This window comes from Janthinobacterium sp. SUN100 (genome assembly GCF_030397705.1).
GTDB lineage: Bacteria > Pseudomonadota > Gammaproteobacteria > Burkholderiales > Burkholderiaceae_D > Janthinobacterium > Janthinobacterium kumbetense.
Genome location: NZ_JAPUBU010000001.1, coordinates 120,629 through 134,927, shown reverse-complemented (window position 1 = coordinate 134,927; position 14,299 = coordinate 120,629). Strand labels below are relative to the sequence as shown.

Here is a 14,299-nt window from a genome sequence, read left to right as displayed (position 1 = left end):
CCTCACGCCGGCTGCTGCTGCGTGGTGCAGTGGATGCCGCCGCCACCGGCCGCGATGGCGTCGATGTTCAGCTGCACGATGTTGCGGCCGGGGAATTGCTCGCGCAGGATGGCCTTGGTATTGCGGTCGGCTGCCGCATCGCCGAATTCCGGACACAGCACGGCGCCGTTGCAGACATAGAAATTGATGTAGCCGGCGGCGAAGTCCTTGTTTTCATAGCGCGGACGGACTGAACCAGGGCCCGGCAGCACCACCACCTGCAGCGCACGGCCGCGCGCATCCGTGGCCTTGCGCAGGATGTCGAGGTGGCGCTGGGTGACGGCCCGTTCGGGCGATGCCGGGTCACTGTCGTAGCCGGCCGCGACGACGCCGGGGGCGCAGAAGCGGGCATAGAAATCCGTGTGGCCATCGGTGATGTCCTGGCCGGCGATGCCGGGCAGCCAGATGACTTTCTCGATGCCCAGCAGCCGGCGCAATTCGCGTTCGCATGCTGCCTTGCCGACGCCGGGATTGCGGTTGGCGTTCAGCACGCAGCTTTCCGTGATGATGGCCGTGCCCTGGCCATCGACTTCGATGCCGCCCCCTTCCAGCACCAGGCTGCTTTCCAGCACGGCCACGCCGGCGCGTCCGGCCACGAAAGGGGCCACCCGCGCATCGTCGTCATAGTCCTGCTTTTCGCCCCAGCCATTGAAATTGAAATTCACGCCGGCCAGCGCCCCGCCCGCCTTTTTCACGAAGACGGGGCCCGTGTCGCGCATCCACAGGTCGTCGATGGGCTGCACCAGCAGCTTGACCTTGTTGCCGCACAGGCGAGCCGCCACGTCGTAGTCTTCCTCGTTGACGAGCATGTGCACGGGTTCGACGCTGGCGATCGCTTGCGCGATGCGCGCCAGGTCCGCCTGCGCGCCCGCCTTCAGGCGCTTGCCCCACACGTCGTCATTCGCGCCGAAAGCCATCCAGGTGGCGGCGTGGCGCTCGCCTTCGTCGGGCATGCGCCAGCCGGCGCCGGCCGCCAGCGCGGACATGGCCGGCAAACCGGCCGCGGCGCTGGCCGCCAGGCCCATGGCACCGTTCAGAAAATGTCGTCGTTGCATGCTGTTCTCCTGTGCGGCGCGCTTACGCCGGTTCCTGTTGCGTGGTGCAATGGATGCCGCCGCCACCGGCCGCGATGGGGTCGATATTGATCTGGATCACGGCGCGTCCCGGATACAGCTGCGCATACTGCGCCCTGGCGCTGGCGTCCGCTTGCGCATCGCCGAATTCCGGCAGGAAAATGGCGCTGCTGGTGGCATAGTAATTGATGTAGCCGGCGGCGAAGGTGTTCGGGTTGTTTCCAGGCCGAATTTTCTCGGGGCCGTCGATGACGACGATCTGCAGCGGCCGGTTATCGGCATCCGTGGCTCCGCGCAAAATCTCCAGGTGGCGCCGGGTCAGCGCGTAATCGTACGATGCCGTGTCCATCTCGCGGTGCGCCGCCACCACGCCGGGGCGCACGAAGCGGGCGTAAAAGTCCGTGTGGGCATCCGTGATGTCCTGGTTCTTGATGCCTGGCAGCCAGATCACCTTGCGGATGCCCAGCAGGCGCTGCAGTTCCGCTTCGCAGTCGGCCTTGCTCCAGCCCGGATTGCGGTTGCTGTTGAGCACGCAGCTTTCCGTGATGATGGCCGTACCCTTGCCATCGACTTCCAGCGCGCCCCCTTCCAGCACCAGGCGCGTGGCCAGCAGCGGCACCTTGGCTTGGGCGGCGACCACGTCGGCCACCTGGCCATCCTTGCCGGACTGCTGCTTGTTGCCCCAGCCATTGAAGTTGAACTTCACGCCGGCCCGCTCGCCATTCGGCTTGCGCACGAAGACGGGCCCCGTGTCGCGCATCCAGACATCATCCATCTCGGCGGGAATCAGGTTCACGCGGGCGTCCAGCAACTGCCGCGCACTGGCCAGCTCGGCAGGACGCACCAGCATGTTGACGGGTTCGTAGGCGGCGATCGCGTTGGCGATGCGCACCAGCGCCAGCTGCACTTGCGGCACTTGCGCGCGCGTCCAGACGGCGTTCGAGGCGCCATACGCCATCCACGTGGCCTTGTGGGCTTCGGCCTCGTCGGGCATGCGCCAGCCGTCGGCCTGGTTGACGCCACCGCCGCTGATGATGGGCGGCACTGGCGCCACCGGGCCCGTTTCCGGCGTGCCGCCGCCGCAACCGGCCAGCATGCCGCCCATGGCCAGCGCGCTGCCGCCCAGCATGCAATGGCGCAAGAAATATCGACGTGTGTTCATATCCATCCTTGATTAGTTAGTCAGAGTGCCGCGCAGTCGATGCGTTGGCATGGACGGCATTGTGGAGCTATCAAGATATGAAGACAAATGATATGATTTACGCCAATTCATTAAGTTTTCTCATATGTCAGAACATCGCATTCCTTCGCTGAAGTTATTGATGGGCTTTGAAGCGGCCGCCCGCCACGGCAATTTCTCGCGCGCGGCCGACGAGCTGCACGTGACGCAGTCGGCCATCAGCCACCAGGTGCAATTGCTGGAAGAACAAGTCAAGCAGCCGCTGTTCCGCCGCGCGGGACGGGGCGTGGAACTGACGGTGGCGGGCGAAGTGCTGCTGCGCAGCGTGCAGCGCTCGATGACCATGCTGCGCAGCGGCCTGGGGCGCATCGCCACCTATCTCGATCCGGGATTGGTCGTGCTGGTGTGTCCGGCGCCCCTGCTGCACGGCTGGCTGCAACCCCGGCTGCGGGAACTGGAAGCGCGGCTGCCCGAACTATGCCTGCTGCTGTCGGTCGACGAGAGCGCCCGCTTCGTCGATGAAATCGACGTCGATATCGCCATCGGCGAGCGCCCCATCCTGCAGCCGGATTTGCAGGAAATCCCCCTGCTGCGCGATGAATGGGTGATGGTCGCCAACAGCGAGCTGGCGGCGCGGCTGGCCGGCGTGCCGCAGGATGCGCATCACCTGCACGCGGATCTGGTTTGCCTGGAAGAAAGCTTGACGGGCGACACTACGGCGCCCCTGTTCCTGGGCCCGCTGGCGCGCTTTCGCAAGCGGGCCATCTACGACGATGTGCGCCTGTTGCTGGACGCTACGCTCGACGGGCGCGGCATCGCCTGCCTGCCGCGTCTGCTGGTCGATGCCAGCCTGGCGCGCGGCCTGCTGCACATCCTGCCCGACTATCCGCGCGTGCCCGGCGCCACCTGGTGGCTGTCGGGCGTGGCGGAACATCCGCGTTCGCCCATCGTCGGGCAAGTATTCGACTGGCTGCGCGCGCAAGGCGCGGCGCAGGAGCAGTGATCAGGGCGGCGGCACGCGCACGTAGTCGACGCCGCTGGCCCAGCGGTTTTCCCAGTGCGCCAGGTACGATTGCGCCAGGCGCTCGCTGTGCCACACGACGAGCACGTTTTCGCTGTTGGCGGTGGCCGCATCGGCCGTGTAATTGAAGCTGCCGTTTTGCACGGTCACGCCATCGACAACGATGTACTTGTCGTGATGCAAGGCATAGCGGGAAATCAGGCGCGTGGGAATGCCCGCGCCGACGAGCCGGTCCAGCGCAGCCCGGCTGTTCTTGCGCGCGTTGCGCCGCGTATCGGCCAGCACCCTGACATCCACGCCCCGCTGCCGCGCCCGCAGCAAGGCCTCGACCACATGGCGCGAGCTGAACGAATAAGCGGCCAGCCGGATGCTCGACGCCGCGCTATCGATGACCTTGAGCACCAGCGCCTCCGCCCCGCCATCGGGAGAAAACGCGTTCTCGATGGTCACCACGGGCGCGGCGTCGGCGGCAAGCGCCGCCGGCGAAACGCCGTTAGCCAGGCACAGCGCAACAGCAAGTACGAAATTCTTCATCGCTGACATTTCCCTGTTTCAATAATCGGGGGTGGACGAACAAAAAATGTGGACACAGCCTGCAGGCAGACTCGTCGCCTGGGCGAGCGTCCGCTGTCGCCCCGAAGCAGACATAGATCTGACGCATTCGACATATGCCACCGCAGCCGATTAAGCGTCGTGATAAACAACGCCGTATGTGTCGAACATAGCTCCAGCTAGCTCGACCATGCTTAAGCCGCTGCGCTCCCAAAAAAACAGAAAGTATTCCAACTTGTCGTAAGGTGCTTCAGCGTCCATGCCGTGCAGCGCACAAATCGTGGTTCTGATACGCAACACCTCAGGGGCATCCGACATATCGCGTCCTCGGATGGTCTCCCAAAGCCTCACCCGGACAGCTATGGCCTCGCTATCCGTTGCCGCGCCCTCAAGATATCGTTTAGCAGCCAAAACAGAAGACTGCGCGGTAACGGGTAGACATTCGATCACCCGAGCCAGGGCGTTAACCATAAAGCGTTGAGCATCACCGTGCTCTACCGGATCATCCAGATCAACGGTGGATGAAATAACATCAAAAGGATCACGGTGAGACATGCTGACTTTCTGAGTAAAGCTTTATTGGTCAATTGCCGACTGTCCGCTTCTGGCCGATTTCAGCCAACCACTCCACCTTCAAAACGAACCGGAACCCCACGACGTCGTGCATCACTGCTACGTCTCTCTACATACTCTGGGAGCCTGGCACACCGCATCAGTTCATTTTTTCGACTTCTGACCATTTGAATACACCAGCACACCTTGCTCGTTGAACTGCTGGGTACTCAGCAGCACGCCCTTATCACTGTAAACCTGAAGAATGCTTACCTTACCGTTGAGATGGTAACTATTTTGCACACCCACGGGCTGGCCATCGCGCCATTGCCCTCGGGACTCCAGCTTGTCATGACTAAAATACGTAGTTGCTACGCCGTGTTGGCGGCCATGCTCATCTAGCTCTACCTGCGATTTAATATTGCCATCTCGATCATAATAGCGGTAACCGCCAACCATCTTGCCAGAAACAAAATCGGCTGCATTGGTCTGTCCGGAGATTCGTACCAGATCGCTCTTGATGGTATCGAAAATCTCCACCTTCCAAGTGCCGGGCAACGCTGCTTTTGGTAGGGGCAGCACCAGCACATAAGGCGAGAGATGCTTGACCTGCGGCATCAGCTGTTCGTCCAGGTAGAGGCGCGCCTTGCCGTCGGGACAGGAGTCCGGGTCACAGTCGGTCATCATGCGCGCAAACGGAATGGCCTCATCGCCGGCTTTCCCGACAGGGCAGCCAAACAAGGTCACGACCATTGCTGTCTTGTCACGGATGCGCTCGGCGAGTGCGGGTCTGAGGCTCGCATACTCATCTTTGTTTTCCAGCATCCCCTCTTTTATGCGCAGCTGATTGCCGCCGCAGGCCGTAGATTCCGCCACGGTCAGCACATCGGCGCCTTTGCTATCTTTCTCGTTAGAAATAGCCGTAAACACGTGTCGCTGAATAATATCGGCCTGCGCCACTACTGGCCACAACAGCATCGCACCTAGCGCCACGCATATCATTTTCTGATTTTTTTTCAAGTACATCTCTAATCAAGTGCATCTGTAATATTGACTGGGTTAGCGGAAAAGTGCTTTCCCATGGCCGCTTGTGGCTGCTGTCATTGGCAGGTTCCGCCCCATTGTGCCGCCCGAAATCACATTCAACGTCAAAGTGATCGCTGCGCTTCAGTCCGTCAAATGCAGCATGGTGTTATCCATCTGCTTCAACTTTGCTTCGATCTGATCCAACGCATGTAGCTTTTCTTCGCGATGAGACCAGTCACCCGCGGCCAGCGCCTGGGCTCTTTGCTGCCCGATAGCGTCCAATGCCAATTGTCGCGCCTGTTGGTTGCATGCCGCCCTTAACTTTATATCTGCAAATGCGAGAGCAATCGACGCTTCGCAGCGCACGTCATCGTCCATGGCGTGTATGTTGGCGTATCCCCACTGCTTTGCCAGTTTCTCGAGGAATCGAATTGGCGTGACGTCCTTGTGCGTCTTGTGCCAATCGCGATAGCTCTCCAGAAGATCAGCGCCAGTATCATTGCCGTTCGGCGAGAAATCATCCGTGCAATTCCAAAAAAATGGATCATCCAATATCTCGCGTGCCTTGGGATGAAAGTCTTCCCAGTCGATTCCCAACTGCTCCCAGGCCGACATTCCATCACGCTTGGCTTGTGCCGCTGCCTCCAACCCGGATGCCAGGAGTTGCAGGGCCTCCTCGGAATCCGGGACGCGTTTTCTGGCAGCTTCACAGTGATCCAGAAATTTCTCCAGGCTAAAATCATCAGTGCGCTTCAATCGCTTGCTCAATAGCCCTAATGCATGGATGACTTCATCCACACCTGCTTTAAAAAGTGGCAAAGACAATATTGAAGAACGCGTCCAGTCCCGGCCTTCCATCAATTCGCTGGCGATGTCGATCTCGACCTTGCCCTTTGCTCTTCGATAAGTGATCTTCGGTAGCGTTGCGCGGAAATTATTGTGCGCCTCCAACAGAGATTCCAGCGTCTTCTTTGCCGGACCAGAGTCCCTGAAGTGAAGCGTGACCGCAATTTCCTGGATCGCGTCGCCAAAACTGCCGCTGCCCGCCAGAAGAAAATCCCCGATCGGAGACAACGTTGTGTGACCACCGTAGCAATTATAGGAATTTGCGACTACATGGAAATCCATTGAATACTGCCTTTCATCCGAAATTTCAATTGTTCTGAATGTCGATATATATTGCTTGTTCACCTCAAGCCAGCCATGCCGTGGCTACGACAGCCGGTGCCGGAAGGTCGGTTCGATGTTGCGCGCATGCAGCCAGCGCACGATGTCTTCCAGCGTGGCGTCCTGCAACAGCAAGCCAGGCGCGGTGGCGAAAGATGCAACAGGCGATGCGGCCACGGGAACAGGCGCTGGCGAAGACTCCGAAAGGCCCGCATGTCCCTGCAATTTCGCCAGCGCCTGCGCGAACTGGGCCGGGTTGATGCTGCGCAAGCTTTCCAGGAAGCCCAGTTGGGCGGCGGGCGGCGGCGGCATGTCCAGGCCCGGTTCGTCGACGAAGGCGGCGCCCATGCTGGGGTGGATGAAGGCGGCCCACTTGCCGGACGGCTGCAGGCCTGGCGGCAGCGCCACCTGTTCCACGTCGGCGGGCGGCGCGGCGGCGAGGATGTCGGTCGAGGCAGGCAAAAAGGTCGAGCGCAGCAGTTGCACGAACTGGCGCGCCTGGGCGACGGGCACGGGCGTGGCCAGCGACAGCCATAACTGGAACGCCGTGCCCGAGATGCTGACGGCGGGCGCCGGCAAGTCCAGCTCGTGCTGCACGGCATTGGCGATAGCGCACAGCGCGCTCCAGTGCGCCTCGCCGCCGCCCTTGCCGCCAAACTCCAGCACCAGCGCGCGCGTCAGGCCGCTCCCGGTCACGAGTCGCACCGCTACCGTCTGCTCGCCCGACAGATGGCGCGCCAGCACGGCCGGCGTCAGCGGCTGCACGCCGCCCTCGCCATCGACATAGTGCTGCTGTTCATCGAACAGGTACAGGCGGGTGAGTTCGGAAATCAGTTTATGCATGGACGGCCTCGTAATGACGTTGAGCAACACTTGTCAACGTGCCCAGATTATAGCCTCCCAAGCCTTGGCGCACCCGCACGTCCAACGCCAAACACGAGCCAGCTGGCCACGGCGAACAGGCAGGCGGCAACGCCGCCGTACAGCATCACGGCGCCAAAACCTTGTGCCAGCGCAAGCTTCGCCACGCCGGCCGGCAGCGCGCCGCCCTTGCCTGCCGACACTGCCTCCGCCAACGCCCGCAATGCCGCCCCGTCAATCCCGGCAGGCACATGCCGGCGCAAGGCGGACTCGATGGCTGCGACGAGGATAAAACCCATCAGCGCGATATTGATGGACAGGCTGACCATGCGCGCGCTGATGTCGATGCTGGACGCCATGCCCGCCCGTTCGCCCGGCACGGCAGCCGTCGTCGTGTTGGTGACGGGGGTATTGGTCAGCCCCAGGCCCGTGCCCGCCAGCAGGCAGCCGGGCAAAATCGTCAGCCAGCTGGCGGCGTCCGCGCGGCTGCCCCACAGCATCAGCAGCAAACCCGTGCCGATGGCCAGCAAGCCGGCAGGAATGACGGCATCGGCCCGGTAGCGCAGCGCCAGCCGCTCGGCCAGCGGCGGCACGAGCAAGGTGGGCAAGGTGTAGGCCAGCAAGGTCAGGCCCGTGTCCAGGCTGCTGTAGCCGAGGCCATATTGCACGTACAGGGGCAGATAGATCATGAACGGCCAGAAACTGCAATTCATGCCCGCCGAACCGAGCAGCGCGCCCGAGAAGCGGCGGATGCGGAAGACGGAAAAGTCGACCATCGGTGCCGCCTGGCGCCGTTCGATGACGGCAAACGCGGCAAAACCGGCCAGCGCCACGGCCAGGCTGGCCAGCGCACGGGGATCATCGAAACCCAGCGCCGGCCCCTGCGTGAGGCACCACGCCAGGCTGAACACGGCCAGCGACAGCGTGGCGATGCCGGCCACGTCCAGCCTGCGCTGCTGCGGGTCGCGCGATTCGCTCACGCCCAGCGCCACCAGCAGCAGGGCCGCCAGCGCCAGCGGGCCGTGCACGAGGAATACCCACTGCCAATTCGACAGCGCGACGATGGCGGCGCCGATGATGGGGCCGAAGCCCAGGCCCAGGCCAAACACGATGCCCCAGGCGCCGAACGCCCGGCCCCGCGCGGCGCCGGCCGGGAACTGCTGCGACAGCACGGCTACCTGGCAAATCAGCATGGCGCCGCCAGCCATGCCTTGCAGCGCGCGCGCGGCGATCAGCACGCCCGTGCCGCCGGCCCAGCCGCAGGCCAGCGAACTGAGGCCGAACAGCGCCAGGCTGGCCAGCAGCAGGCGCTTGCGGCCATAGCGGTCGGCCAGGGTGCCCGTGGCCATCAGCACGGTGGTGCAAGCCAGGGTGTAGGCATTCATGATCCATTGCAAGTCCTTGAAGTCGCCATGCAGCACGGTTTCCAGCGTGGGCAGAATGACGGGCACGCTGGAAATTTCCAGGCCAAACATGAGCGAGGCCAGGCAGACGGCGGCCAGGGTCAGTGCGTTTTGTTGCAAAGTAGTCGGTAGCATCGAAGCCTTGATGTCGGTAGTCATGGAGGGGCGCGTAGAAGCGGCGCACTGCGAGCCGCCATTCTAGAAAGCCTGGACTCATGAAGGAAATGATAAAATTTTGTACAATTCATTCATTTGCATCATGAATCACGGGACCCCATGGACTTCGATACCGCCCTGCTGCGCGCCTTGGTTGCCGTCGCGGACACGGGCGGCTTTACGCGCGCCGCCGAACGGCTGCACCTGAGCCAGTCCGCCATCAGCCACCAGATCCGCCGCCTGGAAGAGCAAGCGGGCACGGCGCTGCTGGTGCGCACGACGCGCAGCCTGCGCCTGACGGAAGATGGCGAGGATTTCCTGCGCCACGCGCGGCAGGTGCTGGCGGCCCAGGAAGCGCTGTCGCGCCGCTTCCAGCGTTCCTCGCTTGCCGGCGCCGTGCGCTTTGGCGTGCCGGAAAATTTCATGGGCGCACGCCTGCCGGCCCTGCTGGCGCAGTTCGCCCACCTGTTTCCCGCCGTGCGCCTGGATGTGACGGTCGGCACCTATCTTGACTTGCAGAAACTGGTCGCCGCCGATGCGCTGGACCTGGCCGTCGTCATGACCCTGGCGGACGGGCAAGATGAAGCGGCCGTGCTGCGCCGCACGCGCTTCGTCTGGGCCGCGGCGCAGGATTTCCGGCACGACGGCGCGCTGCCGCTGCCGCTGGCGTTTTCACCGGCACCCTGCATGCACCGGCAAGTGAGCGTCGACGCCCTCGAGGGCGCTGGCATCAACTGGCGCGTGGCGTTCACCTCGCCCAGCCAGCAGGGCTTGCGCGCCGCCGTGCTGGCGGGCCTTGCCGTCACGGCCTTGCCGCAAGGCGACCTGGAGCCCGGCATGGTGGTCATCGACGGCCAGCACGGCTTGCCCGCCCTGCCCGCTGCCCGCTTCCAGCTGCTGTGGCGCGCCGCCGGCAGCACGGCCGCGGCCGAAGCGTTCGGACAGTTGCTGCGCGAATGGTCAGCCGCCGCGGCGGCTTGACAGCACCAGCAGCAAGGCCAGCGCCAGCATGGCGCTTGCGCCCCCCAGGGACACCGTCACGCGGTGCGCCAGCAGCGCCGCGCCGACGCGCTGGTGTGCGCCAAAGGACGAGATCGCCACCAGCACCGCCAGCCCCAGCGAATTGCCCAGCTGGTGCGCCACGTTGACGACGCCCGCGGCGGCGCCCGCATCCTGCGCGGGCACGCCCGCCACGCCGGCCGCCGTCAGCGGACTCAAGGCCATGCCCTGCCCCGCGCCGATCAGCACCATGGGCAAAGCCACGCCCAGCCAGTACGCCGTGCCCGCATCGATACGGCTCAGCCATGCCATGCCCAGCAGGGTTGTCGCCAATCCCAGGGCCAGCAGGCGCGCATTGCCCAGGCGGCGCGTCAAACGCGGCACGCACAGGGCCATGCCGAAGTTGACCAGGGTCATGGGCAGGAAAGCCAGGCCCGTCAGCGATGGCGGATAGCGCAGCAGCACTTGCAAAAATTGCGTGGTGAAAAAGAAAAACCCGATCATGGCGCCCAGGAACAGCACCCTGGCCCCGTACGCGGCATTGCGCTGCGCATCGGCGAACAGGCGCAGCGGCAGGATGGGCTGCGCGGCGCGCCGTTCGATGCCAATGAAAGCGGCCAGCAGCAGCACGCCCGCCGCCAGCGCACCTTGCGTCAAGGAATCGCCCCAGCCGGCGCCGGCCGAGCGGATCAAGCCATACACGAGGGCCGACATGCCGAGGGTGGAGCTGGCCGCGCCGGCCACGTCAAAGCGGCCCCGGCTGCGCGGGCTTTCCGCGATGAATCGGCGCGCGGCCAGCAGCATGGCCGCGCCGATGGGCAGGTTGATGAAGAAACCCACGCGCCACGACAGCCATTCGGCCAGCACGCCGCCCAGCACCAGGCCCACGCTGGCGGCGATGCCCGCCACGGCGCTGTACAGGGCGATGGCCCGCGTGCGTTCGCGCCCTTCCGCAAATGTGGTTTGCAGCAAGGCCAGGGTGGATGGCGCCAGGATGGCCGCGCCCACGCCCTGGATGGCGCGCGCGGCGATCAGCATGGCTGGCGAGTGCGCCAGGCCGATGGCCAGCGACGCCAGTGTGAACAGCGCCAGGCCCAGCTGCAGCAGGCGGCGCCTGCCAAGCACGTCGCCGGCGCGCGCGGCCAGCAGCAGCAAGCCGCCAAACGTCAGCGTGTAGGCGCTTTGCACCCAGGCCAGGCCCGTATCCGTAAAGCCCAGTTCCTGGTGAATGTTCGGCAAGCCCGTCAGCACGATGGACGTGTCGAGCACGATCATCACGTAACTGACGAGAATGATGGCGAGGATGGCCGCCTTGTGCGGCGCGGCAGAGGGAGTAGCAACTGGCGGATTGTTCATGCCATCACTGTAAGCCGTATGCATTACCATGAATAGATGCTAAAGTCTGCATGAACTTATTAGCACAACTAATGAATTGGAAAGACATCCGCCATGGCACAGACCAACTTCAACGACATACTCGCCTTCGTCGCTGTGGCCCGCGAAGGCAGTTTTACCCGGGCGGCGGCCAAGCTGGGCGTGTCGCAGTCGGCGCTGAGCCAGACCGTGCGCGCGCTGGAGGAACGGCTCGACTTGCGCCTGCTGGTGCGCACCACGCGCAGCGTCTCGCCCACGGAGGCGGGCGAACAGCTGCTGCGCACGGTGGCGCCCCGCTTCGACGAGATCGAGGCGGAACTGGCCCTGCTCAGCGCACGGCGCGACAAGCCGGCCGGCAACATACGCATCAGCGCGGGCGAGCATTCGGCACTGACGGTGCTGCAGCCGGCCATCGCCCGCCTGCTGCCCCACTACCCGGACATCCACATCGAAGTCATCGTCGACAATGGCATGACCGACATCGTGGCCGCGCGCTGCGACGCGGGCGTGCGCCTGGGCGAGCAAGTGGCCAAGGACATGATCGCCATGCCCATCGGTCCCGATTTCCGCATGGCCATCGTTGCCTCGCCAGCCTATTTCAGCCGGAATCCGCCGCCCGTCACGCCGCAGGACTTGATGGCGCACAACTGCATCAACATGCGCCTGCCCACCCTGGGCGGCCTGTTTGCCTGGGAATTTGCCAAGGATGGGCAGGAACTGAAGGTGCGCGTGGAAGGTCAAATGATCTACAACAACATGGCCATGCGCCTGCATTCGGCGCTCGATGGCCTGGGTCTGGCCTGCATGCCGGAAGATGTGGTGCTGCCTTACGTGGCCGATGGCCGCCTGGTGCGCGTGCTGGACGACTGGTGCCCCGCGTACGCGGGCTACAAGCTGTATTACCCTAGCCGGCGCCACCCTTCTCCCGCGTTCACCTTGCTGCTCGACACCTTGCGCTATCCCCGCGTTTGAGCCAGCGCAATCGTCCACCGGGCGTGGACAGTCGCCAAACGAACATGCGTTTACCATGCGGCGGCGCAGGACTATAGTGGCTACTTTCCCACCTGTTCAAGGATCGCCATGAAACTCTTTTATTCGCCGGGCGCCTGCTCGCAGGCGCCGCACATCCTCCTGCGCGAAACGGGCACGCCTTTCACCCTGGTCAAGGTCGACCTGGGCCAGCACCGGACGCAGGAAGGCGGCAATTACTACGAACTCAACCCAAAAGGCCAGGTACCGCTGCTGGCGCTCGCCGATGGAACGACCTTGAGCGAAGGCCCCGTCATCGCCCAGTACATCGCGGAACAGGCTGGCCGGCAGGACTTGCTGCCGGCCGTGGGCAGTTTTGCCCGCTACAAGGTGCTGGAATGGCAGAACTACATCACGTCCGAGCTGCACAAATCGTTCAGCCCCCTGTTCGATCCGCGCATCGACGCGGCCGCCAAGGCCTTGTTCGTCCAGCAACTGGCCAAGAAATACAAATGGGTGGACAGCCGCCTGGAAGGCCGGGCCTACCTGACGGGCGACCCGTTCACGGTCGCCGACGCCTATTTGTTCGTCATCACGGGCTGGGCGCCAGGCGTGGGCGTGGACTTGTCCGCGCTGGCGCATGTGCAAGCCTTCCTGGCCCGCGTAGCCCAGCGCGACAGCGTCAAGGCGGCTTTGGAAGCGGAAGGACTGGCCAAGGCGGCTTGAGCGCCATCGCCCGGTGCACGGCTCACGTCTTTTCCGACTTGCCGTGCATCACCATGATGGTTTGCTGCATCAGCGCGCACAGGGTTTCCTTGCCATCGCGCACGGCGAACACTTCGGCTTGCGTGACGATCAGGGTGCGCCCCGGGCGCACCACCTTGCCGCGCGCAATCAGTTTCTCGCCATCGGCGGGCGCCAGCAGGTTCATCTTGTATTCCACCGTCAGCACGGACGCGCCGTCGGCCACCATGGTCATGGCCGCGTAGCCGGCGGCCGAGTCCGCGATCATGCCCACCACGCCGCCATGCACGAAACCGTGCTGCTGCTCGATGCCGCGCCAGTGCGGCACGTGAATTTCCGTGCTGCCGTGACTGACCACGGGCAGGCTGGCCTGGATCAGGGTCATGGCGTTTTGCAGATCGAAACTGGCGCGGACTTTCTCGGCGAAGTGCGGGTCGGGAAGACGGGACGTGCTCATGGGCTGTGCGCTTTCAAGGGGAGAACGCCTTACTGTACCCGCTTATGCCCGTTCGCACCATGTCGCAGCGCCCGCCAGCTTGCACGGCGGATGCGGTAGTATCGCCATGTCGACGCCAGCTCCCTCCTCCTGCCCCCGTGAAAGGTCCGTCATGGAAGAAGAATACGAAGTACCTAGCCCCCATGAGCACGCCGTGGAAGAAGCGACGGAGAAGGAGCGCGATGGCCTGACGCAGAAAATCGCCCTGATGACGGCCATCCTCGCCACCATCGGCGCCCTGATCAGCTACCAGAGCGGCAATGCGCAGAACGAGGCCATGTTCCTGAAGAACGAGAGCATCCTGAAACAGGCGCAGGCAAGCGACCAGTGGGCCTTGTACCAGGCGAAGTCGACGAAGGGCCATATCGCCGAAGCGACGGCCGCGCTGGCCAGCGTACCCGAGGTGCGGGACCGCTTCCTGGCGGAACAGGCGCGGCAGGAACGGGAAAAGCCCCTGGTGCAGGCGCAGGCGCGCCAGCTGGAAGAGCAGTCGAGGAAGCTGGGCGAGGCATCGGAAGCCAAGCTGCGCCCGCACGAACGGCTGGCCATGGCCCTGACCTTCATCCAGATCGCCGTGGCGCTGGCCGCCATCACCGTGCTGACGCGGCGGCGATGGCTGCTGTGGGGCTCCGTGGGTGCGGCGGCGGCCGGCATACTGGCGGCCGGCAGCGCCTTCCTGCTGTAGCG

15 protein-coding genes are annotated in these 14,299 nt (G+C 64.0%); 5 read left to right on the top strand and 10 right to left on the bottom strand.

All coding sequences use genetic code 11. From position 1 onward, the window contains the following. Positions 1-2: 2 nt before the first annotated feature. Positions 3-1,094 (bottom strand): agmatine deiminase family protein, encoded by a 1,092-nt coding sequence (locus O0881_RS00515; protein WP_289909585.1) that lies wholly within the window; start codon positions 1,092-1,094, stop codon positions 3-5. Between the two features lie 22 nt (positions 1,095-1,116). After that, positions 1,117-2,274 (bottom strand): agmatine deiminase family protein, encoded by a 1,158-nt coding sequence (locus O0881_RS00510; protein WP_289909583.1) that lies wholly within the window; start codon positions 2,272-2,274, stop codon positions 1,117-1,119. A 124-nt stretch (positions 2,275-2,398) separates the two neighbouring features. Between O0881_RS00510 and O0881_RS00505 the strand changes: the two genes are divergently transcribed. Next, positions 2,399-3,295 carry a LysR family transcriptional regulator gene (locus O0881_RS00505; protein WP_289909581.1) on the top strand — a complete coding sequence of 299 codons (897 nt, stop codon included), beginning with the start codon at positions 2,399-2,401 and terminating at the stop codon, positions 3,293-3,295. On the opposite strand, the gene O0881_RS00500 is transcribed toward O0881_RS00505, so the two are convergent. The 6 genes from O0881_RS00500 to O0881_RS00475 form a co-directional block, all read right to left on the bottom strand. Beyond that, positions 3,296-3,847 (bottom strand): phospholipase D family protein, encoded by a 552-nt coding sequence (locus tag O0881_RS00500; RefSeq protein WP_289909580.1) that lies wholly within the window; start codon positions 3,845-3,847, stop codon positions 3,296-3,298. A gap of 150 nt (positions 3,848-3,997) precedes the next feature. Continuing rightward, positions 3,998-4,420: a hypothetical protein gene (locus O0881_RS00495; RefSeq protein ID WP_289909579.1), complete on the bottom strand. Its 423-nt coding sequence runs from the start codon at positions 4,418-4,420 to the stop codon at positions 3,998-4,000. A gap of 162 nt (positions 4,421-4,582) precedes the next feature. Next, entirely contained in the window at positions 4,583-5,437 is an 855-nt protein-coding gene (locus tag O0881_RS00490) for a hypothetical protein (RefSeq protein WP_289909577.1), read from the bottom strand. Between the two features lie 147 nt (positions 5,438-5,584). After that, positions 5,585-6,634, bottom strand: a complete 1,050-nt coding sequence (locus O0881_RS00485) for a hypothetical protein (protein ID WP_289909576.1) — start codon at positions 6,632-6,634, stop codon at positions 5,585-5,587. A gap of 21 nt (positions 6,635-6,655) precedes the next feature. Next, a complete protein-coding gene (locus O0881_RS00480) occupies positions 6,656-7,453 on the bottom strand; it encodes a hypothetical protein (protein WP_289909573.1) in 798 nt (265 codons plus the stop codon). A 47-nt stretch (positions 7,454-7,500) separates the two neighbouring features. After that, the gene (locus tag O0881_RS00475) at positions 7,501-9,033 is read right to left on the bottom strand and encodes an MFS transporter (RefSeq protein WP_289909571.1); all 1,533 of its coding nucleotides are present in this window, start codon (positions 9,031-9,033) and stop codon (positions 7,501-7,503) included. A 117-nt stretch (positions 9,034-9,150) separates the two neighbouring features. Between O0881_RS00475 and O0881_RS00470 the strand changes: the two genes are divergently transcribed. Continuing rightward, on the top strand, positions 9,151-10,011 hold the full coding sequence (locus tag O0881_RS00470) for a LysR substrate-binding domain-containing protein (RefSeq protein WP_289909569.1): 861 nt from the start codon (positions 9,151-9,153) through the stop codon (positions 10,009-10,011). On the opposite strand, the gene O0881_RS00465 is transcribed toward O0881_RS00470, so the two are convergent. Then, positions 9,991-11,385 (bottom strand): MFS transporter, encoded by a 1,395-nt coding sequence (locus tag O0881_RS00465; RefSeq protein WP_289909567.1) that lies wholly within the window; start codon positions 11,383-11,385, stop codon positions 9,991-9,993. The genes O0881_RS00470 and O0881_RS00465 overlap by 21 nt on opposite strands. Positions 11,386-11,478: 93 nt before the next feature. On the opposite strand from O0881_RS00465, the gene O0881_RS00460 reads away from it, so the two are divergent. Both O0881_RS00460 and gstA read left to right on the top strand, forming a co-directional pair. Continuing rightward, complete coding sequence (locus O0881_RS00460; protein ID WP_289909565.1) at positions 11,479-12,375, top strand: LysR family transcriptional regulator; 897 nt, start codon at positions 11,479-11,481, stop codon at positions 12,373-12,375. 108 nt (positions 12,376-12,483) lie between these two features. Continuing rightward, complete coding sequence (gstA, locus tag O0881_RS00455) at positions 12,484-13,098, top strand: glutathione transferase GstA (protein WP_289909563.1); 615 nt, start codon at positions 12,484-12,486, stop codon at positions 13,096-13,098. 22 nt (positions 13,099-13,120) lie between these two features. On the opposite strand, the gene O0881_RS00450 is transcribed toward gstA, so the two are convergent. Continuing rightward, positions 13,121-13,573, bottom strand: a complete 453-nt coding sequence (locus O0881_RS00450) for a PaaI family thioesterase (RefSeq protein WP_099664278.1) — start codon at positions 13,571-13,573, stop codon at positions 13,121-13,123. A 151-nt stretch (positions 13,574-13,724) separates the two neighbouring features. Here O0881_RS00450 and O0881_RS00445 point away from each other — a divergent pair, with 151 nt between their 5' ends. After that, positions 13,725-14,297 (top strand): DUF4337 domain-containing protein, encoded by a 573-nt coding sequence (locus O0881_RS00445; RefSeq protein ID WP_289909561.1) that lies wholly within the window; start codon positions 13,725-13,727, stop codon positions 14,295-14,297. Positions 14,298-14,299 lie beyond the last annotated feature (2 nt).